Annotated in this window: 18 protein-coding genes; 11 read left to right on the plus strand and 7 right to left on the minus strand. The window is 74.7% G+C overall.

The genetic code is table 11. The features are described from left to right. Positions 1-2 precede the first annotated feature (2 nt). The 4 genes from ACFVNO_RS01745 to ACFVNO_RS01760 are packed head-to-tail and all read right to left on the minus strand — an operon-like array spanning position 3 to position 4,886. Positions 3-1,058 carry an ABC transporter permease gene (locus ACFVNO_RS01745; protein WP_378888423.1) on the minus strand — a complete coding sequence of 352 codons (1,056 nt, stop codon included), beginning with the start codon at positions 1,056-1,058 and terminating at the stop codon, positions 3-5. After that, entirely contained in the window at positions 1,055-2,152 is a 1,098-nt protein-coding gene (locus ACFVNO_RS01750; protein WP_355256097.1) for an ABC transporter permease, read from the minus strand. Before ACFVNO_RS01750 ends, ACFVNO_RS01745 begins: the two co-directional genes overlap by 4 nt. Next, entirely contained in the window at positions 2,149-3,747 is a 1,599-nt protein-coding gene (locus ACFVNO_RS01755) for a sugar ABC transporter ATP-binding protein (RefSeq protein WP_378888427.1), read from the minus strand. Before ACFVNO_RS01755 ends, ACFVNO_RS01750 begins: the two co-directional genes overlap by 4 nt. Next, positions 3,744-4,886, minus strand: a complete 1,143-nt coding sequence (locus ACFVNO_RS01760; RefSeq protein WP_378889184.1) for a Gfo/Idh/MocA family protein — start codon at positions 4,884-4,886, stop codon at positions 3,744-3,746. The genes ACFVNO_RS01755 and ACFVNO_RS01760 overlap by 4 nt, the downstream gene beginning before the upstream one ends. Positions 4,887-5,000: 114 nt before the next feature. Here ACFVNO_RS01760 and ACFVNO_RS01765 point away from each other — a divergent pair, with 114 nt between their 5' ends. Next, positions 5,001-6,224 carry an ROK family transcriptional regulator gene (locus ACFVNO_RS01765; protein WP_355256103.1) on the plus strand — a complete coding sequence of 408 codons (1,224 nt, stop codon included), beginning with the start codon at positions 5,001-5,003 and terminating at the stop codon, positions 6,222-6,224. 169 nt (positions 6,225-6,393) lie between these two features. On the opposite strand, the gene ACFVNO_RS01770 is transcribed toward ACFVNO_RS01765, so the two are convergent. Beyond that, positions 6,394-6,939, minus strand: coding sequence for a DUF6069 family protein (locus ACFVNO_RS01770; protein ID WP_220564828.1), 546 nt, complete (start codon positions 6,937-6,939; stop codon positions 6,394-6,396). 127 nt (positions 6,940-7,066) lie between these two features. On the opposite strand from ACFVNO_RS01770, the gene alr reads away from it, so the two are divergent. The 8 genes from alr to ACFVNO_RS01810 all read left to right on the plus strand — a co-directional run bounded on the left by alr (position 7,067) and on the right by ACFVNO_RS01810 (position 16,261). Then, complete coding sequence (gene alr, locus ACFVNO_RS01775; protein ID WP_378888435.1) at positions 7,067-8,194, plus strand: alanine racemase; 1,128 nt, start codon at positions 7,067-7,069, stop codon at positions 8,192-8,194. Between the two features lie 212 nt (positions 8,195-8,406). Continuing rightward, positions 8,407-8,919: a tRNA (adenosine(37)-N6)-threonylcarbamoyltransferase complex ATPase subunit type 1 TsaE gene (gene tsaE / locus ACFVNO_RS01780; RefSeq protein ID WP_355256110.1), complete on the plus strand. Its 513-nt coding sequence runs from the start codon at positions 8,407-8,409 to the stop codon at positions 8,917-8,919. Between the two features lie 4 nt (positions 8,920-8,923). Then, the gene (gene tsaB, locus ACFVNO_RS01785) at positions 8,924-9,601 is read left to right on the plus strand and encodes a tRNA (adenosine(37)-N6)-threonylcarbamoyltransferase complex dimerization subunit type 1 TsaB (protein ID WP_378888440.1); all 678 of its coding nucleotides are present in this window, start codon (positions 8,924-8,926) and stop codon (positions 9,599-9,601) included. A gap of 68 nt (positions 9,602-9,669) precedes the next feature. Next, positions 9,670-10,107: a ribosomal protein S18-alanine N-acetyltransferase gene (gene rimI, locus ACFVNO_RS01790; protein WP_220565523.1), complete on the plus strand. Its 438-nt coding sequence runs from the start codon at positions 9,670-9,672 to the stop codon at positions 10,105-10,107. Beyond that, positions 10,100-11,140 carry a tRNA (adenosine(37)-N6)-threonylcarbamoyltransferase complex transferase subunit TsaD gene (tsaD, locus tag ACFVNO_RS01795; protein WP_220564832.1) on the plus strand — a complete coding sequence of 347 codons (1,041 nt, stop codon included), beginning with the start codon at positions 10,100-10,102 and terminating at the stop codon, positions 11,138-11,140. The genes rimI and tsaD overlap by 8 nt, the downstream gene beginning before the upstream one ends. A 603-nt stretch (positions 11,141-11,743) precedes the next feature. Then, positions 11,744-14,788 (plus strand): glycosyl hydrolase, encoded by a 3,045-nt coding sequence (locus ACFVNO_RS01800; protein ID WP_378888444.1) that lies wholly within the window; start codon positions 11,744-11,746, stop codon positions 14,786-14,788. Between the two features lie 208 nt (positions 14,789-14,996). Further along, positions 14,997-15,389, plus strand: coding sequence for a VOC family protein (locus tag ACFVNO_RS01805; protein WP_355256122.1), 393 nt, complete (start codon positions 14,997-14,999; stop codon positions 15,387-15,389). Beyond that, positions 15,386-16,261: a sigma-70 family RNA polymerase sigma factor gene (locus ACFVNO_RS01810; protein WP_378888448.1), complete on the plus strand. Its 876-nt coding sequence runs from the start codon at positions 15,386-15,388 to the stop codon at positions 16,259-16,261. The genes ACFVNO_RS01805 and ACFVNO_RS01810 overlap by 4 nt, the downstream gene beginning before the upstream one ends. A 106-nt stretch (positions 16,262-16,367) precedes the next feature. On the opposite strand, the gene ACFVNO_RS01815 is transcribed toward ACFVNO_RS01810, so the two are convergent. After that, complete coding sequence (locus tag ACFVNO_RS01815) at positions 16,368-17,378, minus strand: CPBP family intramembrane glutamic endopeptidase (RefSeq protein WP_355256128.1); 1,011 nt, start codon at positions 17,376-17,378, stop codon at positions 16,368-16,370. Positions 17,379-17,548: 170 nt separating this feature from the next. On the opposite strand from ACFVNO_RS01815, the gene ACFVNO_RS01820 reads away from it, so the two are divergent. Together ACFVNO_RS01820 and ACFVNO_RS01825 are read left to right on the plus strand one after the other, a co-directional pair. Continuing rightward, entirely contained in the window at positions 17,549-18,490 is a 942-nt protein-coding gene (locus ACFVNO_RS01820) for a zinc-binding dehydrogenase (protein ID WP_220564835.1), read from the plus strand. Between the two features lie 105 nt (positions 18,491-18,595). Continuing rightward, entirely contained in the window at positions 18,596-19,009 is a 414-nt protein-coding gene (locus ACFVNO_RS01825; protein WP_378888452.1) for a VOC family protein, read from the plus strand. Positions 19,010-19,098: 89 nt separating this feature from the next. Here ACFVNO_RS01825 and ACFVNO_RS01830 read toward each other — a convergent pair whose 3' ends face one another. Then, positions 19,099-21,318 (minus strand): hypothetical protein, encoded by a 2,220-nt coding sequence (locus ACFVNO_RS01830; protein ID WP_378888455.1) that lies wholly within the window; start codon positions 21,316-21,318, stop codon positions 19,099-19,101. Between the last annotated feature and the right edge of the window lie 30 nt (positions 21,319-21,348).

Consider the following 21,348-nt stretch of genomic DNA (forward strand, 5'->3'; position numbering starts at 1 on the left):
GGTTACCTCCTGGGGGTCCCGGGCTCGCGCTCGGGTTCGTGGTCCGGTCGCCGGCGCGGGCGCCCCGGCGGTCGCAGATCGCCCCGGCGGGCGGCGTAGGCCACCGCGGCGATGATGATGAGCCCCTGCACCGAAGGCTGGATGGTCGAGGGCAGGTAGAGCTGGTTGAAGAGGGTGAACAGGGCTTCGACGGTGAGGGCGCCCAGGGCGGCGGCCACGACCGTCCCGCGGCCGCCGCCCAGGACCACCCCGCCCAGCACCACGGCGGTGATGGCGGTGAACTCCAGCCCCTGGCCGACCTGCGCGGTGACCCCGGCGAACCCGCCGATGAGGATCGCCGCGACGGTCGCCATGAGGGCGGAGCCGACGAAGGCCAGGGTGCGCACCCGCTGCACCCGCACCCCGGCGTAGGCGGCGGCGACGTCGTTGTCGCCGGTCGCCATCAGGGAGCGGCCGAACGGGGAGCGCATGAGGAGCACGGCGCAGACGGTCAGCGCCAGGGCGATGAGCACCGCCCAGGGCAGCTGCCCCAGGAACGGCACGCCCTCGATCCCGCCCCGGCCGGGGACGCGGAACGCCTCCGACAGGGAGCCGGTGGGCGCGCCCCCGGTCCAGAACCGGACCGCGCCGAACAGGACGAGCATCATGCCCAGGGTGGCGATGATCGACGGCACCCTGAGGAGCGTCGTGACCAGCCCGTTGACCAGGCCCACCAGCAGGCCGAAGGCGAGCATGAGGCCGATGACGGGCAGGGTCATGCCCTCCTCGCCGTCGATGAGCCGGGCCGCGATGACCACCTGGGCGCCGACCAGGGAACCGACCGACAGGTCGAACTCCCCGGACACGATGACCAGGTACTGGCCCACGGCCAGGATGACGAGGGGCGCCGCCTTCTTGGCGAAGGCCATGAGCGGCGGGCCCTCGAAGAAGGACGGGTTCCGGGTGGCGATGACCACGAAGATCAGCACCAGGATCAGGAGCACCGTGGCGGTGCCGCCCCGTCCCAGCGAGGGCAGCAGGGCGAGGGGGGCGGAGCGCCGGGCGGGCGTCTCGGTCATCGTCCGCCTCCTTCGGTGCCGGAGGTGACGGGGGCCGGGGCGCCGCCCGGGTCGGGCGGGGGAGCGGGTGGCGGCGGGCCGCCGGAGGGGAAGCGCACCCGCACCGCGGACCGGGACAGCCGGCCGCGGGCGTAGATGGCGACGGCGGTGATGACGATGACGCCGCGCAGCACGTCCTTGACGAACGGGTCCACCGCCAGCACGTTGAACACGGTGTCGAGGGTGGCCAGGATGAACACCCCGGCGATGGTCCCGGCCACGCCGCCGCGCCCGCCCAGCAGGTAGGTCCCGCCGAGCACCACCGCGGCGATGGCCTCCAGTTCGTAGCCGTTGTTGTAGACCAGGGCGCTGCCGGTGCCGAAGCGCGAGGCCAGCAGCAGCCCGGCCATCCCGGCGGTCACCGAGCACAGGACGTGCGCGGTGATGACGGGGATCCGGTCGCGGACACCGGACAGGCGCGCCACCTCGGCGTCGCCGCCCACCGCGTACATGTGATAGCCGGTGCGGGTGCGGTGCAGGAACACCACCGCCGCCGCGGCCAGGGCCAGCATGACCAGGGTGGACACCGGGAACACCCCGATGCGGGTGTAGCCGAAGGCCTGGAACGCGGCGGGGATCGCCCCCGCCGGGCCCTGGAAGTTGGTGTCCAGGTACCCCTTGATGATGAGCCCCGTGCCCAGGGTGGCGATGAACGGGTTGACCCGCAGCCACGTCACGATGGTGCCGTTGGCCAGGCCGATCAGCGCCGCCAGGCCCAGGGTGGCGGCGATGCCCAGGGGGACGCGGGCCGGGTCGCCCGCCATGACGGTGGCCGCGACCACGGTGGACAGGGCCGCCACGTACCCGACCGACAGGTCCAGGGAGCGGCACAGGATGACCAGGGTCTGGCCGATGGCGAGGAACCCGAGCAGGCTGCTGCGGGTGAACAGGTCCACGGTGTTGGCCGTGGTGAAGAGGTTCTCGCCCCGGGACGCGACGTAGAGGGTGCTGAGCACCAGCAGCAGGACCAGGGCCAGGTAGACCAGGCCGGTGGTGCCGGTGCGGGCCCACAGGGCGCGGACCGCGGACTGCGGGGAGGCGGGGGGAGCGCTCACGGTGCGGCCTCCTCGTGGCTGTGGTCGTCGGGGTGTCCGGCCGCCGCTGCGGTGATCCGCGGGTCCTCGACCCCGGGGCCGGCGGGTTCGGCGGCGGAGCCGGTGGCCAGCGCCATGACCTCCTCCTCGCCGGAGCCGCCGGGCAGCCCGCCCGCCACCCGGCCGTCGGCCAGGACGACGAGGCGGTCCGACATCCCGATCAGCTCGGGCAGCTCGGAGGAGATGAGGACGATGGCCACGCCCTGCGCCGCCAGCTCCCGCATCAGCCGGTAGACGGCCTGCTTGGCGCCGACGTCGATGCCCCGTGTGGGCTCGTCCAGCACCATCACGCCGGGCTCGGTCGCCAGCCACTTGGCCAGCACGACCTTCTGCTGGTTGCCGCCGGAGAGGTAGCGGACCTCCTGGGCGTTGCCGCCGCGCGCCACCAGCTCCAGGGAGGAGAGCACCCCCGGCAGGCGGGCGGCCCGGGCGCCCGAGCCGAACGGCCACACCGCGTCCAGGACCAGCCGGGCGTTGGCCAGGACCGACTGGTTCAGGGCCAGGCCCTGGGTCTTGCGGTCCTCGCTCACCAGCACCAGGCCCGCCCGGATCGCGGTCCGCGGCGAGCGCGGGTCCACCCGGCGCCCGTCCACCCGGACCTCGCCCCGGGTGAAGCGTTCGATCCCGAACAGGGCGTGCGCGATCTCGGTGCGCCCGCTGCCCTGGAGCCCGGCCAGGCCCACGATCTCGCCGCCGCGCACCTGGAAGGAGATGTCGTCCAGCTGGGTGTTGCCGCCGCCGGACACCTCCAGGCGCACGTCGCCGTGGCGGTCCCCGGACGGTTCCAGGTGCTCGGGGAAGACCGCCGACACCGGGCGGCCCACCATCATGCGGACCAGGTCGGCCGGGCGGGTCCCGGAGGCGTCCACGGTGTCGACGAGGCGACCGTCCTTCAGGACGGTGATCCGGGTCGCCAGGTCGAAGATCTCCCGCATGCGGTGGGAGACGTACAGCACCGCCACACCGCGTTCGAGCAGGCGGGCGATGATCCGGTAGAGCACCTCCACCTCGCTCTCGGCCAGCGCGGCGGTCGGCTCGTCCATGGAGATGACGCGGGCGTCGTGCGAGAGCGCCTTGACGATCTCCACCACCTGCTGCTGGGCCACCGACAGGGACCGGACCCGGGCCCAGGGCTCGATGCCCTCCAGGTCCAGGTCGGCGAGCAGGGCGGCGGTGGCGCGTTCCATGGCGCGGGCGTCCACGGCGCCGAACCGGCCCCGGATCTCCCGGCCCAGGAACACGTTCTCGGCGACGGTGCGCTCCGGGAGCAGGTTGAACTCCTGGAACACCGTGGCCACGCCGGCCCGCTGCGCCTGGACCGGGTGCTCGAAGGAGACGGGGCGGCCGTCCAGTTCGACGGTGCCCCCGTCGGCCGGGTGGACCCCGGCCAGGACCTTCATCAGGGTCGACTTCCCGGCGCCGTTCTCGCCCACCAGGGCGTGCACCTGCCCCGGGTACAGCTCCAGGTCGACGCCGTGCAGGACGCGGACGCCCAGGAACGACTTGGTGATGCCGCTCATGCGGACCACCGGCTCTGCGGGGGGTGCGGTGCTCATCCCCGGTCCACCTCGGTGACGTCGACCCAGCGGCGCTCGCGGGCCGAGAGCAGCACGGCCTCGGCGATGACCGCCGCGCGCAGCCCGTCGGCGAAGACCGGCAGGCCCTCGGGGGAGCCCCCGGCGACGGCGTCGGCGGTGTCGGCGACCAGGGCGTTGAAGCAGTCCTGGTAGCCCTGCGGGTGGCCGACGGGGACGGCGGTGAGCCGGGCGGCGTCGGCGCTCAGGTCCGGGTCGTCCCGGGAGATGATCCCGGTGCGCCCGCGCCCGCCCGCCCACAGGGTCTCGGGGCGCTCCTGGTCGAAGCGCAGCGAGCCCTCGGTGCCGGAGACCTCCAGCACCAGGCTGTTCTTGCGGCCGGGGGAGACCTGGCTGATGACCGCGCCGCCCACGGCCCCGCCGGCGGTCGCGAACTGGAGGGTGACCAGGTCCTCGGTGTCCACCGGCCGCCCGTCGCGGACGTCGTTGAGCCGGCCGGTCTGGGCGCTGACGGAGGCGATCCGGTCGCCGGTGACGAACTCCAGCATGTCGCACCAGTGCGAGCCGATGTCCCCGAACGCCCGGGTGGGGCCGCCGATCCGCGGGTCCACCCGCCAGTTGTCCTCCTGCGGGTACAGCAGCCAGTCCTGGAGGTAGCCGCCGTGGGCCAGGCCGACCCGGCCGACGGCGCCCGCGGCGACCAGCGCCCGGGCCTCGCGGACCATGGGGTGGAAGCGGTAGGCGAAGGGGACGACGGCGACCAGCCCGGCGTCCGCGGCGGCCGCGGTCATCTCCGCGGCGGTCGCGGCGTCGGTGGCCAGGGGCTTCTCGCACACCACGTGTTTGCCGGCGGCCAGGGCCGCGAGGGTCAGGGGCGCGTGGAGGTGGTTGGGGACGCACACGTGCACCACGTCCACGTCGTCGCTGCGGATCAGGTCCAGGGCGTCGGCGTGGGCGCGGCCGACGCCGTTGGCGGAGCGGAAGGCCTCGGCCTTCGCGGGGGAGGAGCCCGCCACCCCGACGACCGCGCCCCCGTTGGCGCGGACGGCGTGGCTGTGGACCCGGCCCATGAACCCGGTGCCGATCACGGCGGCCCGGTAGGCGTTGGGCGGGGCCTCCCCGACATCGGACCCGCTGCCGATGCTTGTGACCTTACTCACTGACATGCTCGCACCGTACGCCGGACTTCTGTCGACGGTCAAGCATAAGTTGAGAAACGTGACCGCAATAGGTCCTTTCGAGGCGGTCAATAGATCCTGTGCTTGACTTGTCCCATGACGGAAGATGCGCTGACCGGCCCGCCGGCCCACGGACTCCGGGCCGCTCCCACCACGACCGCGCCCGGGGCGGGGACCCTGCTCCGGCTGCTGCGCGACGGCCGCCCCCGCACCCGGTCCGAGCTGGCCGGGGCCACCGGCCTGGCCCGGTCCACCGTCACCCAGCGGGTGGACGCGCTCCTCGCCAGCGGCCTCATCGGCCCGGCGGGCGAGGCCGTCTCCACCGGCGGCCGCCCGCCCACCACGTTCTCGTTCCGGCCCCGGGCGCGGGTCGTCCTCGCCGCGGACCTGGGCGCCACCCACGCGCGGCTGGCCCTCACCGACATGGCGGCCGAGGTCATCGCCGAGGCCCGCGCCGACCTGGACATCGCCCTGGGGCCCGAACACGTCCTGGACTGGGTGGTGGAGCACGGCCGCGGGCTGCTCGCCGGCGCCGGCCGCGACGTCTCCGAGCTGCTGGGCCTGGGCATCGGCCTGCCCGGCCCCGTCCAGCACTCCACCGGCCGGGCCGTGAACCCGCCGATCATGCCCGGCTGGGACGGCTTCGACGTGCCCGGCTACGTGGGGGAGCGGCTGGCCGTCCCGGTGCTGGTGGACAACGACGTGAACATCATGGCGATCGGCGAGCACCACACCGCCTGGCCCGACGCCAGCCACCTGATGTTCGTCAAGGTCGCCACCGGCATCGGCTGCGGCATCGTCAGCGAGGGGCGCGTCTACCGGGGCGCCCAGGGCGCGGCCGGCGACATGGGGCACATCCACGTCCCCAGCGGCGCGGACAAGCCCTGCCGCTGCGGCAACACCGGCTGCCTGGAGGCCGTCGCCAGCGGGGCCGCCCTGGCCGAGGCCCTCACCGCCGAGGGCGTGCCCGCCCACAGCGCGCGCGACGTGGTGGAGCTGGCCCGCAACGGGTCCGTTCCGGCGCTGCGCGCCCTGCGCCAGGCCGGCCGCGACATCGGCGAGGTGCTGGCCGCGTCCGTCAACATGTTCAACCCCTCGGTGATCGTCATCGGCGGGGCGCTGGCCCTGGCCGGGGACCACCTGCTGGCCGGGGTGCGCGAGGTCATCTACCAGCGGTCGCTGCCGCTGGCCACCGAGCACCTCAGCATCGTGTCGTCGGTGGCCGCCGAGAGCGCGGGCGAGATCGGCGCCGCCGTGCTGGTCATCGAGCACTGCCTGAGCCCGGAGCACGCCGACCGCCTCATCGCCGGGACCGCCTGAGAGCCCGGCCCGGGCGGGGGAGGCGCGGGCGGATCCGCGCCCGCGCGGGGTTCCCGGACTCCGCCGGGCCCGGACGGGGAAGGCGCGGACACGGGCGGACACGGGGGAGGGGGGCGGAGCCGTTCGGCTCCGCCCCCCTCCTCTCGCGTCATGACCCTGGGTCAGGGAGTCACAGACCTCGCGGTTCCCCCCGGGGCTCGGTCGGTTCCCGACGGGGCTCGCGGACCTCGGGCAGGATGCCCTCCTGGTGCAGGACCGGCTTCTCTCGGGCCGGCCGCCCGCCGCGGACCACGGCGGTCCGCGCCACGCTGTTCACCAGGACGGCGATGGCCACACCCGTGATCAGGTTGATCACGGCGGTGGCGGTGGGGCTGGCGCCCTCCACCCCCTGGGTGAAGGGGGTGACCACCGCTATGGCGGTGATCAGGCCGATGATCCACACGAAGAAGGCGCGGGCGCGCGGCGCCGCCACCAGCAACAGGTGCATCAGGGCCGTGGCCGCCAGGGCCGCGACCCCCGCCATGAAGGCGTAGGCCGCGGTCCCGGCGTCACCGAGGTAGCCGGCCTCCTCCGGGGCCAGCACCGGGATCCCCAGGGCACCCCTGAAGAACAGGGTGCCCACCAGGACGACCAGTGCGGCCACCACCGCCGTCGCCAGGCCGCCGGACCACAGGCGGACCGCGTTGACGGGTCGTTCAGCTGCGAACTCGCTCATGCCGTTACCCCCAGATACGGCCTCGAGTATCGTCGCACTCCGTATACATCCGGATACGTCCGAACTCGGTCACAGCCCACATACCCGAAGCCCCGCGCAGGTAACCCACACGTGGAACACTGGGGGTATGGCTCACTTCGCGCACGCCCGCGTCGACCTGGACGCGATCGCCCACAACGCACGGCTGCTCCGCGAGCGCGCCGGCGGGGCCGCGCTCATGGGCGTGGTCAAGGCCGACGGCTACGGGCACGGCATGCTGCCCGCCGCCCGCGCGCTGCTGGCGGGCGGGGCCACCTGGCTGGGCACCGCGTTCATCCGCGAGGCGCTCGGGCTGCGCGCGGCCGGGATCACCGCGCCCGTGCTGGCCTGGATCATCCCGCCCGGCGAACCCGTGGGCGAGGCCGTCGAGAACGGCATCGACCTGGGCGTCAGCGACGCCGCGGTGCTGGAGGCCGTCCTCGGGGCGGCCCGCCGCCTGGGCCGCACCGCGCGGGTGCAGCTCAAGATCGACACCGGCCTGAACCGGGGCGGCATCGGCCACTCCGAATGGGGCCCCCTGGTGGAGGCCGCCGCGCGCGCCGAGGAGGCCGGCCACCTCAAGGTGAGCGGGATCTGGTCGCACTTCGCCTGCGCGGACGAGCCCGGGCACCCCTCGATCGCCGCCCAGCTCTCCGTGTTCCACGACGCCCTGGAGACCGCCGACAAGGTCGGCCTGACCCCCGAGGTGCGCCACATCGCCAATTCGGCGGCGCTGCTCACCCTGCCCGAGGCGCACTTCGATCTGGTGCGCGGCGGTATCGCGAGTTACGGGCTGTCCCCGATCCCGGATTTGGTTGTGCCCGGATTGCGGCCCGCGATGACCCTGCGTGCCCGCGTCGCCCTCACCAAGCGGGTGCCGGCCGGCAGCGGCGTCTCCTACGGCCACCGCTACGTGACCGACCGCGAGACCACCCTCGCCCTGGTGCCCCTGGGCTACGCCGACGGCGTGCCCCGGGCCGCCACCAACAGGGGGCCGGTGCTCCTGGGCGGACGCGAGCGCGTCATCGCGGGAACAGTGTGCATGGACCAGTTCGTTGTCGACGTGGGCGACGACGAGGTGGCCGCCGGCGAGTACGCGGTGCTGTTCGGCGACCCGGACGTCCACCCGGGCGCGCCGAGCGCCCAGGACTGGGCCGGGGTCCTGGACACCATCCCGTACGAGATCGTCACCCGGGTCGGCGTCCGGGTCCCGCGCGAGTACGTCGGCGGGGCCTGAGCCGCGGCGACCGGGCCTGCGGGCCGCCCGCGGGCGCGGGCGCGGCCCCGGCCGCGGGTGTGGCGGCCGCGACCCCCGCCGATCGTCCGCAACCGGCCGCGCGCCCCCGCCGCCCCGCCTAACCTGGGGTGAAGGGGACACACCCGACGGTCGTGCCACGACCCCGGTCGGCCACCGCCCGAACCTTACCGACACACAGCCTTGCGAGTCCGATGACAGACGTGACGACCACAGCGAACGCGTCCACCGCGGTCACCGCCGCCACCGACGGCGCCATGCGCGCCCTGGGCCGCGCCCTGGCCGGCCTCAGCCGGCCGGGGGACCTGCTGATCCTGTCCGGCCCGCTCGGCGCGGGCAAGACCACCCTCACCCAGGGCCTGGGCCGGGGGCTGGGCGTGCGCGGCTCGGTCACCTCCCCGACCTTCGTCATCTCCCGCGTCCACCCCTCGCTGGTGGGCGGCCCCTCCCTGGTCCACGTGGACGCCTACCGGCTGGGCGGACCCGACGAGATCGACGACATCGACCTCGACATGACCCTCCCCGACTCCGTCACCGTCGTGGAGTGGGGCGAGGGCGTCGCCGAGGGGCTGTCCGACGACCGGCTGGAGATCCGGATCGAGCGCCACGCCGACGACAGCCGCACCGTCCACCTCACCCCGGTCGGCCGGCGCTGGGCGGATGTCGCCCTGCCCGTCGCCGTCGACGACGAGAACACGGAAGACTAGACCGGTGCTGCTCCTGGCCTTCGACACCGCCACCCCCGCCGTCACCGCCGCCATCGGCGAGTCCGGCGCGGACGGCGCCTTCACCCTGCGCGCGAGCGCGTCCTCGGTGGACGCCCGCCGCCACGGCGAACTGCTCTCCCCGACCATCCGGCGGCTCACCGGGGAGGCGGGCATCGCCCTGGCCGACCTCGACGCGGTCGCCGTCGGTATCGGCCCCGGCCCCTACACCGGCCTGCGCGTGGGGCTGGCCACGGCCCACGCCCTGGCCGACGCGCTCGGCGTCCCCTGCCACGGGGTGGCCACCCTGGACGCGCTGGCCTTCGCCACCGGGCGCACCGGGCCGTTCGTCGCCATGACCGACGCCCGCCGCAAGGAGGTGTTCTGGGCCCGCTACGACGACCGCCTCACCCGGGTGGGCGAGATCGCCGTGGACCGCCCGGCCGACCTCGACACCGGCGGGCTGCCGCTGGTCGGCGACGGCGCCCGGATGTACGCCGACGTGTTCGGGGAGGCCGCGGCCGCACCGGACCCGGTGCACCCCGACGCCGCCGCCCTGGCCGAGCTGGCCCTGCGCCGGCTGCACGCCGGGGAGGCCCTGCCCGCCCCCGAGCCCCTCTACCTGCGCCGCCCCGACGCGGTGGTGCCCGGCGCCCCGAAGAAGGTCCGCCAGTGGGTGAAGTGACACCGGTGCGCGACACCGCCCTGGACGCGGTGCGCGCCGCCCCGCCCGCGGGAGTGGCCCTGCGGCCCATGGCCGCCGGGGACGTCGACGCGGTCATGGCGCTGGAGCGCGCCCTGTTCCCGGCCGACGCCTGGAGCGAGGGGATGCTGCGCGAGGAGCTCGCGGAGACCGCGACCCGCCACTACGTCGTGGCCGTCGCCGGCGACGCCCTGGTCGGCTACGCCGGCCTGCGGTTCGTCCCGCCCGAGGGGGACGTGCAGACCATGGCCGTGGCCGAGTCCGCCTGGGGCACCGGGATCGGGGGAGCGCTGCTCACCGAGCTCCTGGACCAGGCGGCCCGGCGCGGGGTGCGCGACATGTTCCTGGAGGTGCGCTCGGACAACCCGCGCGCCCAGAAGCTCTACGCCCGCTTCGGATTCGAGCGGATCGGCATCCGGCGCGGCTACTACAACGGGGCCGACGCCCTGGTCATGCGGCGCGTCGCCGAGGAGGGTACCCATGAGTGACCACGACCTCCCGCTCATCCTGGGCATCGAGACGTCCTGCGACGAGACCGGCGTCGGCCTCGTGCGCGGCTGCGAGCTGCTCGGCGAGTCGGTGGCCTCCAGCGTGGAGCAGCACGTCCGCTTCGGCGGCGTGGTGCCCGAGGTGGCCAGCCGCGCCCACCTGGAGGCCATGACGCCCACCGTGCACCGGGCGCTGGACTCCGCGGGTGTGAAGCTCTCCGACGTCGACGCCATCGCCGTCACCGCGGGGCCCGGCCTGGCCGGGGCGCTGCTGGTGGGGGTCTCCGCCGCCAAGGCGTACGCGATGGCGCTGGACAAGCCGCTGTACGGGGTCAACCACCTGGTCGGGCACGTGGCCGTGGACCAGCTGGAGCACGGGCCGCTGCCCAAGCCCGCCATCGCCCTGCTCGTCTCGGGCGGGCACACCTCGCTGCTGCTGGTCAACGACCTGGCCACCGACGTGGTGTCGCTGGGCGACACCGTGGACGACGCCGCGGGCGAGGCCTACGACAAGGTGGCCCGGCTGCTGGACCTGCCCTACCCGGGCGGGCCGCCCATCGACCGGGCGGCGCAGCGGGGCGACGCCAAGTCGATCCGCTTCCCGCGCGGCAAGTGGGGGGACGGCACCTACGACTTCTCGTTCTCGGGCCTGAAGACCGCCGTCGCCCGCCACGTGGAGGACGCCGACCGCCGCGGCGAGCCGCTGGTGGTCGCCGACATCGCCGCCGCGTTCCAGGACGCGGTGGTGGACGTGCTCACCCGCAAGGCCGTCGACGCCTGCGTGGAGCACGGGGTGAGCACGCTGGTGATCAGCGGCGGCGTGGCCGCCAACTCCGCGCTGCGCGCCCTGGCCGAGCAGCGCTGCCGCGAGGCGGGGATCACCCTGCGGGTGCCCCGGCCCAAGCTGTGCACCGACAACGGCGCCATGATCGCCGCCCTGGGCGCGGAGGTCGTGGCGGCGGGGCTGCCGCCGTCGGAGCTGGACCTGGCCACGGACACCTCGCTGCCGGTGGAGTCCCCGCTGGCCCGCTAGGTGTACTGATCATGGAGGCCGGTGACACCGGCCCCGCCTGACACGAACCGGGAGGGCCTCCGGTACCGGTGTGGATGCGACGTCCCACCGGCGACCAGGAGGCCCTCGGTGCCCCGCGCCACCCGCGCCGACGCCCGCCTCACGCCCGCAGGCCGCCTCGCGTCGTCTCGCTGAGTGGTCGACGACGGCCGGCCGCTGCGCCGGGCGGCTCGCGGGAGATCGCCCTGCGACCGCTCCCGGCGCGAGCGCCGGGCCACACGAAGGCGCCCGCCGAACACGCCCCGGCACCGTCCGGGCGAGGGCCCCGGAGCACCGCTCCGGGGCCCTTCGCGTGCGCGCGGCGCCGCCCGCGCGGGGCGGGGTTTGTGAAACGTTCGCATCTCCGGAGGTCGCCGCCGCGGGGCGAGGTCGGGCGGTCCGCGCAGATGGCCGCTGTTCTGTGAGTCGAGTGGCCGGAGGTGCGCGTGGGGGTATTGCCTGGATCACACTGCGCTTGGTACTTTCTGTGAAACGTTTTAATAGGTGGCTCGCCACCACCGCGCGCGCATACCCCCTCTCCACCCCCGAACCGACGCCGCCACGGCGGCGCGGAAAGGAGCCCCCATGCGTGACCCGGCAGGACCGGACCGGGAGCCGGACGGCTTCGCCCCCACCCGGCGGTCCTTCCTCGGCCTGGGCGCCGCCACGGGCGCGGCCGTCGCCTTCGGCCTCCCGGCGGCCCCGGCCGCGGCGTCCCCGATGGCCCCCGCGGCCCCCGCCCGCAGGGCCTTCGCGGACGCCTTCGTCGACCCGGCCGCCGCCGCGCGCGCCCGGTTCCGCTGGTGGTGGCCGCACGGCCTGGTCGACCTCCGCGAGATCGAGCGGGAGGTCGACCAGATCGCCGACGCCGGGTTCGGCGGCATGGAGATCGCCGACGTCCACCACAGCTCCGACGAGGACCTGGACCCCGGAGGCCACGGCTGGGGCACCGACGCCTGGCGCGCGGCCCTGGAGACCGCGCTGGCCCGGGCGGAGGAGCGCGGCGTGACGATGGACGTCACCATCGGCCCGTCCTGGCCCGCCGCCGTCCCCACCGTCACCCCCCAGGACACGGCGGCCGCCCGCGAACTCGCCCACGGCGCGCACTTCCTCGCCTCGGGGGAGAGCGTCACCGGGCCGCTGCCGGAACCGGTGGTCGAGCCCGCCGACGGGGTGACGGAGCGGACCCTGGTCGCCGTCCAGGCCCTGCGCCTGGCGGACGGCGCCGCCCCCGGGGACAAGGTGTGCGCGCTCGTCCCCGACACGCTGGTCGACCTCACCGGCGCCGCGGAGGGGGAGGAGCTGGCCTGGACCGCCCCCGGCGGCGGCGACGGCTCCACCTGGGTGCTCCTGGCCTACTGGGAGCGCGGCTCCGGGCAGCGGCCCGAGGGCGGCCCGCACACCGACCCCGTCTCCTACGTGGTCGACCACTTCGGCGCGGCGGGCGCCCGGGCGGTCACCGACTTCTGGGAGGAGCACATCCTCACCGACCGGCTGCGCGAACTCCTGGCGGGTCCCGCGGGCGGCTCGGTCTTCGAGGACTCCATCGAGATGGAGACCGAGGCGACGCTGTGGACCCACGGCCTGCCCGAAGCCTTCCGGGACCACCACGGCTACGACGTGCTGCCCTACCTGCCGGTGCTGGTGCGCGTGGACGAGAAGAAGGTCTTCACCTTCGACCCCGACACCGACCGCCGGGCCCTGGACGACTTCAACGACCTGCTCGGCCGGGCCTACACCGACCACCACGTGATCCCCCTGCGGGACTGGGCGCACGGCCTGGGCATGACCTACCGCATCCAGCCCTACGGACTCCAGACCGACGCCCTCGTCAAGACCGCCCTGGTCGACATCGCCGAGGGCGAGTCGCTCGGGTTCAAGAACCTCGACGACTTCCGCTCCCTGGCCGGCGGCCGGGACCTGGCCGGCAAGCGGATCCTCTCCAGCGAGGCCGGCGCGGTCTACGGCGGCTCCTACAGCACCACCTGGGAACAGACGGTGCGGACCGTCTCCCGGGAGTACTCCGCCGGGGTCAACCTGGCCGTCCTGCACGGGTTCTCCTACGCCGACGCCCCCGGGGCGCGGTGGCCGGGCTTCGCCGCCTTCACCCCCTACGGCGGCAGCGGGGTGGGGTACAGCGAGTCCTGGGGACCGCGCCACCCCACCTGGCAGCACGTCCCCGACACGGCCGGCTTCTTCGCCCGCGCCCAGTACGCGCTCCAGTGGGGCACGCCCAAGGCGGACGTCGTCTTCCTGCGGCAGAAGGGCTACGCGGGCTCGGGCTTCGGCGCCGCCCACTTCAGCTCCACCGGGGTCCGCCAGGGGTGGACCCACCAGTTCGCCTCCCCCCGCCTGCTGGAGATCACCGACCCGAAGGTGTCGGGCGGGCGTCTGGCACCGGACGGCCCCGGCTACGGCCTGCTGGTGTTCGAGGGCGACGCCTTCAACGGCAGGGTGCCCACGCTGCCCCTGGAGACGGCGCGGCGCCTGCTCGGATACGCCCGCGACGGCCTGAAGATCCTGGTGGTCGGCGACTGGAGCGCACCGCAGCAGCCCGGTGTCGACCAGGACGGGGCGGCGGAGCTGGCCGGGGTCCTGGCCGACCTGCTCGCCGAGCCCACCGTCCACCGGGTCGGGTCCCGCGAGGAGATCCCCGCGGGCCTGTCCGCGCTGGACGCCCGGCCGGACGTGTCCTACGCCGAGCCGTCACCCCTGCTGCACGCCCGCCGCCGGGGCGACGACATGGAGCTGTACTACTTCACCAACGGGTCCGACACGGAGGGCGTGGACCACGAGGTCACCCTCTCCACCACGGTCCGGGAGGCCTACCCGTTCTCCCTGGACCTGTGGACCGGCCGCATCGAGCCGCTGCCGCTGCACCGCGCCGAGGCGGACGCGGTCACCGTGCCGGTGCGGCTGGCCCCGGGGGCCTCGACGGTCATCGCCCTGGCCCGCCCGACCTGGGGCGCCCAGCTGGGGTCCGCGGGGGACCGGATGTCCCCGGGGCTGCTGAGGAGGCTGAGGCTGTCGGCCACGGAAGCCGACGCGGTGCGCGTGGTCGACGGGGCCGCGGTGGTCCGGATGTCCGAGCCGGGCACCTGCACGACCACCTACGCCGACGGCTCGACGGTCCGGAGCACCGTTGAACGGGTCGGACCGGAGGTGGAGCTCACCTCCTGGGAGCTGGAGGTGGAGGACTGGCGGCCGGGCGGTTCGGCCACCGAGACCGAGGTGCGGACCCACGAGCTCTCCCTGTCCGGTCTCGCGCCGTGGACGGGGATCGAGGGCCTGGCCGACGTCTCCGGCATCGGCCGCTACACGGCCACGGTGGAGCTGGGCGAGGGGTGGACGGGCGGCCACGGCGCCCACCTCGACCTCGGCCGGGTGAGCGACACGTTCCGCGTCACGGTCAACGGCACCGCCCTGCCCCCCTGCGACCGGTCCACCGCCTCGGTCGATGTGGGCCCGTGGCTGCGGGCGGGGGAGAACACCATCGAGGTGGAGGTCGCCACGACCCTCATCAACCGGATGCGGGTCTTCCGGCCCGAGGTCTACGGCGGGGTGCGCCGCCAGGAGTACGGGCTGATCGGCCCGGTCCGGCTGGTGCCCTACGGGCAGACGGCCCTGTGACGCGCGTGCGGCCCGGGGAGTCCCGGGCCGCACGCCCCACCGGCGCCGCCCGGGCCCGCGGCCGTCCGGCGAACGGCCCCGGTGAGGGTCCCTCGCCGACACAGGGTCCGGCGGCGGTCCGCCCTGTTACCTTTCCCCGGCGGCACTCGTCACCAGTACGACGGCCGGACACGAACGGCCGTCCCACCGACGAGTGAAGGAGAACAGGATGCTGACCGACCTCATGTACACGACGGTGTACGTCACCGATCAGGACCGCGCGCTGGAGTTCTACACCGAGGGGCTCGGCCTGGAGAAGCGGATCGACTTCCCCGGACCCGACGGGCGCTTCCTCGTCGTGGGCGTCCCCGGAAGCCCGGCGCAGATCATCCTGTGGTCGCACGCGGCGGCCGCGGGACGACCGGGGGACTCGGGCCGGAACACCGCGCCCGGTCCGCTGATCCTCGAATCCGACGACCTGCGGAAGGACTTCGAGGTCCTGCGCCGGCGCGGCGTCACCTTCGAGCAGTCCGAACCCGAGGACTACCCGTTCGGGGTCCGCGCCGAGGCACTGGACCCGGACGGCAACCGGATCTCGCTGCGCCAGCAGCGCAAGCCGTGACCGCCCACCCGTCCGGCCCGGTGGCCGAGGCGTTCGAAGCCCAGCGCGTTCGGCTGCACGCCGTCGCGTACCGCCTGCTGGGCTCGCACGCCGACGCCGAGGACGTGATCCAGGAGGCGTGGATGCGCCTCGTCCGGCAGGACGAGGCGGCCATCGGCAACCTGGCGGGTTGGCTGACCACCGTGGTCGGCCGCATCAGCCTGGACCTCCTGAGGTCCCGGCGGGCACGTCCGGAGACCGCCTCCGGGGAGGGGGACACGGACCTCGTGGTGGTGCCCGACGACGGCCCCGCGCCCGAGGACCAGGCGGTACTGGCCGATTCGGTCGGCCTCGCCCTGCTCGTGGTGCTCGACTCACTGTCCCCGGCCGAGCGCCTGGCGTTCGTCCTGCACGACATGTTCGGGGTCCCGTTCCAGGAGATCGGGCAGATCCTGGGCAGGTCCGCCGACGCCGCGAAGATGACCGCGAGCCGGGCCCGCCGGAAGGTCCGGTCCACGGACCGGGCGGCGGGGCCGGGGCGCGAGCACCGGGAGGTCGTCCAGGCGTTCCGTGCCGCCGCCGTCGAGGGGGACTTCGAGGCGCTGCTGCGCGTCCTCGACCCGGAGGTGAAGCTGACCGTGGACACCCCCGGCGGTGCGGTCGTCACCCTCGGGGCCACCCGGGTCGCCTCCGGCGCCCGCATGTTCTCCGGCGAGGCGGCCCGGCACCGGCCCGTGCTGGTCGACGGGGTCCCCGGACAGATGTCCTGGCGTTCGGACGGGACCCCTCTGTCCGTCATCGCCTTCACCGTGGACGGGGGCCGGATCACGGACATCCGCATCATCGTCGATCCGGCCGAGCTCGCCTCGATTCCGCTGTCCCCCCTGGACTGAGCCGGGGGCGGGCCCGCGGAGGGAGCCGCGAAGGCCCCTCGCGGGTGCGCGAGGGGCCGGGGCGGGGTGCGGGGTCGCGGGCCCCGGTGGCGGGCGGGCCGCCCGGTCAGGCGGGCGCGGGCTCCTCCGCGCCGCCACCGGTGCGGACCCGGTCGAAGTCCCGCACCCGGAGCCGTCCGGTGAGGGCGAGGACCGCGGCCACCGCGGCCAGGACGCCCAGCCCCACGAGGCCGCCCAGGCCGCCCGGGTACAGCAGGCCGTCCACGGGCGACCCGGCGGCCGACAGGGTGACGAAGCCGATCGTGTTCAGCGCGTTGTTGGCCCCGTGCGCGAGCACCGCGGGCCACACCGACCCCGAGGCCAGCCGGAACCAGCCGATCACGACGCCCGCCACCACGCAGAAGACCAGGAACAGGGCGACCTGCGCGCCGTCGAACCCGCCGTGCAGGTACTGGATGAGCAGCTGCGGAGCGTGCCACAGCCCCCACACCGCCCCGCTCACCGCGAGTGCGGGCCACACCCCCAGCGGCAGGAGCCGGGGCAGCAGGTAGCCGCGCCAGCCCAGTTCCTCGCCGAAGGCGAGTACCAGGGTGGGCACGGACGACACCAGGGCCACTCCCAGCGCCGCCAGGAACGCGGCCCACGGGAACCCGGAGTCGGGCATGGCCGCGGCCAGGTCGGGGACGAAGTCGGGCAGGACCTCCCGCAGGCCGGAGAAGTCCACCAGGTCGAGCCGCACGGCCCCCACCAGGCCCGCGGCCAGGGCTGCCGCGAAACCGAGCAGCGGCATCAGCACGAAGGCGAGCAGCGAGTACCCGCCGGCCCGCCGCCACGACCCCCGGGCGGCCAGGCCCAGGGCGCGCGCGAAGCCGGACGGCCGCCACACGAAGAGGGTGACGGCGACCGCGGCCGCGGCGGGCGTGAACATGTAGACGGTGGCGGCGAGCCCGTACGCGGGGTCGTCCGGCCCGGTCCCGCCGAGGAGGAGGGGAGCGTGCACCGCCCACGCCAGTGCGTACGCGACGAGGACGAAGACGGCGACCTCGCGGAGGGGCAGAGCCCGGCGGAGCGGGGCGCCGGGCTCCCGGCGGAGCCGGTTTCGAGGGGGTTCGGTCATGGCGCCAACGCTAGGAAGACGGCGCCGCCGGCGACATGGGGCGTCCGGTCGACTTCCCCTGGGGCCCGCCGCAGGTCCGCCGGTGGTGCCCTCCCCCGGAACGCGGAACGGGGGGAACACGTCCGCCCCCGGGCTGGAATCCGGTTCGGGTGGTGTGGTCGACTACCGGCATGTTCGCGATCACAGCAGCACGCTCTTCCTTCGACGACCCCCTCTCCGCCCTCGAAGCCGGCGAGCGCCCCGACCCCGGGCCCCGGGACGGCTGGACCACGGTCGACGTCCGGGCGGCCTCCCTCAACCACCACGACCTGTGGAGCCTGCGCGGCGTCGGCCTCCCGGCCGACCGCCTCCCGATGATCCTGGGCTGCGACGCCGCCGGGGTCGACGAGGACGGCAACGAGGTCATCGTTCACGGCGTCGTCGAGGACGGCGCGGGCCGACCGACGATCCTGTCCGAGAAGTACGACGGCACCTTCGCCGAGCGGGTGCTCGTGCCCCGGGCCAACCTGCTGCCCAAGCCGCCGGAGCTGTCCTTCGAGGAGGCGGCCTGCCTGCCCACGGCATGGCTGACCGCGTACAGCATGCTGTTCGGCAAGATCGACCTGCGCCCCGGCTCGACGATCCTCGTACAGGGCGCGGGCGGCGGCGTGTCCGTGGCGCTGGTCAGGCTCGCGGTGCGGGCCGGGCACCGGGTGTACGTGACGAGCCGGGACGAGGCCAAGCGCAAGAAGGCCCTGGAACTGGGCGCCTACGCGGCGGTGCCGACGGGGGAGCGCCTGCCGGAGCGGGTGGACGCGGTGTTCGAGTCGGTGGGCCAGGCCACCTGGGCGCACTCGGTGCGCTCCCTCAAGCCCGGAGGCGCCATCGTCGTCTGCGGCGCCACCAGCGGCGACGCCCCGCCGGCCGAGCTGACCCGGGTGTTCTTCCTCCAGCTGCGGGTCATCGGCTCCACGATGGGAACCCGGGACGAGCTGGCGGGCCTGACGGAGATGTGCGCCCGCACGGGGGTGCGGCCGGTGATCGACCGGGTGCTGCCGCTGGAGCGCGCCGCCGAGGGCTTCCGGGCGATGGCCGACGGCGGGCTCTTCGGCAAGATCGTCTTCACGGTCTGAACCCGCCGACCGCCCGGGGGAGTGGAGGACCGAACCCGTCCTCCACTCCCCGTAGCGTCGTCCCATCGACCGGAACCCCGCAGGGGGAACGCGAAGGGACCGACCATGCTGCGAGGACTCACCACCGTCACCCTGTGGGCCGACGACGTCGCCGAGGCGGCCCGCTGGTACACCGGGGTCCTGGGCGCCGAGCCCTACTTCGAGCGCCCCGGCCACGGCCTGCCGCCCGGGTACGTCGAGTTCCGGACCGGTGACCACCAACACGAGCTCGGCATCGCCGACCGCCGCTACGCGCCCCCGGCCGCGCGCCCGGGCCCGGGCGGCGCGGTCGTGTACTGGCACGTCGACGACGTCGAGGCCGCCCTGGCCCGGCTGCTGGAGCTGGGCGCGAAGGAGTACGAGCCGCTCACCGTCCGGGGCGAGGGCTTCGTGACCGCGTCGGTGGTCGACCCCTTCGGCAACGTCCTGGGGGTCATGTACAACGCCCACTACCTGGAGATGCTCAGGGCCCGCCCCTGAGTCCCGGGGCCGGACGCGGGAGGGGGCGGGGCGCCGCCGGCGCCCCGCCCCCTCATCGCGATCCCCGCACCCGGCTCCGGTGCGGCGGCCTACTCGTCGTCGTCCTCCTCGTCCCGGCGGCGCTTGCGCTTGGGGCCGCCGGAGCCCCCCTCGCGGCCCGGGCGCAGCAGCGCCTCGGCCAGGGCCAGCACCGTCTCCTCCAGGGAGGCGAACCGCTTGGTGATGTCGTCGTGGGAGTTCTCGACCGCCTCGGTGACGGTCTCCTCCAGCTCGTGCCGGTCCGGGCGCTGCTTCAGCTCGCGCAGCACCGGGGCGACCGCCGAGGTGACGTGCTCGTCGATCTCGTCCAGCTTGTCGCCGTGGTCGATCTGCGGGCGCTCCACCAGTTCGGTCAGGCGGCGGTGCAGCTCGCTGACCTCCATGGTCTGCGGGAGCTGGTTGAGGCGCTGGTTGAGCGCCTCCAGCCGGTCGTCCACGGCCTCCAGGCGGCCGTCGACGCCGTCGAAGTGCCCGCTGACGCCCTCGAACTGGCCCTCGACGCCGTTGACCCGGCCGTCGATGCCGTCCAGGCGGCCGTTGATGCCGTCCATCCGGCCGTCGATCCGGTCGATCTTGCCTTCCATGCCCTCGAACTGGCCTTCGAAGTGCCCCTCGAAGGTGTCGAAGCGGTCGGTGAGGCGGCCCAGTTCGTGGTCGACCTTGCCGGTGATCTGGGTGAGGTGGCCGTCCACCTTGGAGGTGAGGGCCTCGCGCTGGCGCTCCAGCCGCTCGTCCAGGGCGGTGCGGTGCGTCTCGACCTGCTCGGTGAGCGCCTCGGTGAGGGTCTGCGACCGGTCCTCGGCCTCGGCGGCCAGGCGGGCGGAGCTCTCGGCCACGAACGCGCGCAGCTCCTCGAAGCCGGCGGTGACCCGCTCGGCGTCCTCGGAGATCCGGGAGGCGAGCGCGTCGGCGCGCTCGGTGAAGGACGCGCTCATCCGCTCGGCGGACGCCTCGGCGTGCTCGCGGGCCTCGGTCCGGCCCAGCTCCAGCTGCTCGTCCAGCTCGGACAGGCGCTGGCGCAGGTGGGTGCGCAGGTCCAGCAGCGAGGTCTCGTTGTCCTTGCGCAGGGCGGTGACGGCGCCGGCGACGTCGGCGACGGCGGCGGTGGCCTCGGCGTGGTTCTCCTCGGCCAGGGTCGTCAGCTGGGTGACGTCCTCGGTCACCTTGGCTGCCAGGGCCTCGTGGCGCCCGAGGAGCGCGTCGTGCCGCTCGCCCGCGGCGGCGGCCAGGGCGGACAGCTCGCCGTTCAGCTCGCCGGTGTTCTCCTGGAGGCGTGCGAGCAGGGCCTCGTGCTTGTCCGCCAGGGCGGTGGACAGCTCGGCGGCCTTGGCGTCGGCCTGCTCGGTGAGGGCCGTGCGCAGCCCGTCGGTGCGCTCGCCCAGGTCGGTGCGGGCCTCGCCCAGCGCCTCGGTGAGGGCGGTGCGGCCCTCGGCCACGGCGGTGGACAGCTCCTCGCGGGCGGCGGTCACGGCCTCGGCCAGCTCGGCGGCCTTGGTGTCGCCCTGCTCGGTGAGGGCGGTGCGGGCGCCGGCCACGGCCTCGGCCAGCTCCCCGGCCTTGGCGTCGGCCTGCTCCGCCAACGCGGTTCGGGCCTCGCCCAGGGCGGTGGACAGCTCCTCGCGGGTGCCCGCGACGGCCTCGGTGAGGACGGTGCGGCTCTCGGCCAGCGCCTCGGCCAGCTCGGTGTGCCGGGTGCCGGAGACCTCGGCGAGCGCGGTGAGCGAGGACTCCACGGCCTCGGTCCTGGCGCTGAGCGCGGACAGGGCGCCGTCGAGGGCCTCCAGCCGCGACTCGAAGGCCTCCGACAGGGTGGTCAGCCGCTCGCCCAGCTCGCCGACCTGCTCGGCGGTGCGGTTCCCGGTCTCCGACATGCGCTGGAGGCGGGTGAGCGCGGTGTCCAGGTGCCCGGCGATGCGGTGGGTGTCCGCGCGCAGGGACGGCATGTCCGACAGCGGCTTGACCTGGCGGCCCACGACCTCGATGTGCTCGGCCAGGGTCTCGGCCCATTCCGGCGGGCGGGCCAGGAAGTCGTCGATGCGGCCGTCGACCGCGGTGAGGGACTCGGCGAGCGCGGTGAGCTCGCGCTCGCGCAGCTCACGCAGGAGCCACTCCATGCCCTCCAGGCGCTGGCGCATCTCCTCGGTGACCGCACCCTGCGTCTTCTGCTCGGAGTCGTGCTCGTGGGCCGCCTGGGAGAGCAGGTCGCGCATGCGGTCGGAGATCCCGGCCTGACCTCCCCCGTTGAGGAAGTTGTGATTGCTCTGTTCCACCGAGGTGCTCCTTGTTCTCTCTGGCGCTCC

It is taken from the genome of Nocardiopsis sp. NPDC057823 (genome assembly GCF_042797335.1).
Classification (GTDB): domain Bacteria; phylum Actinomycetota; class Actinomycetes; order Streptosporangiales; family Streptosporangiaceae; genus Nocardiopsis; species Nocardiopsis changdeensis.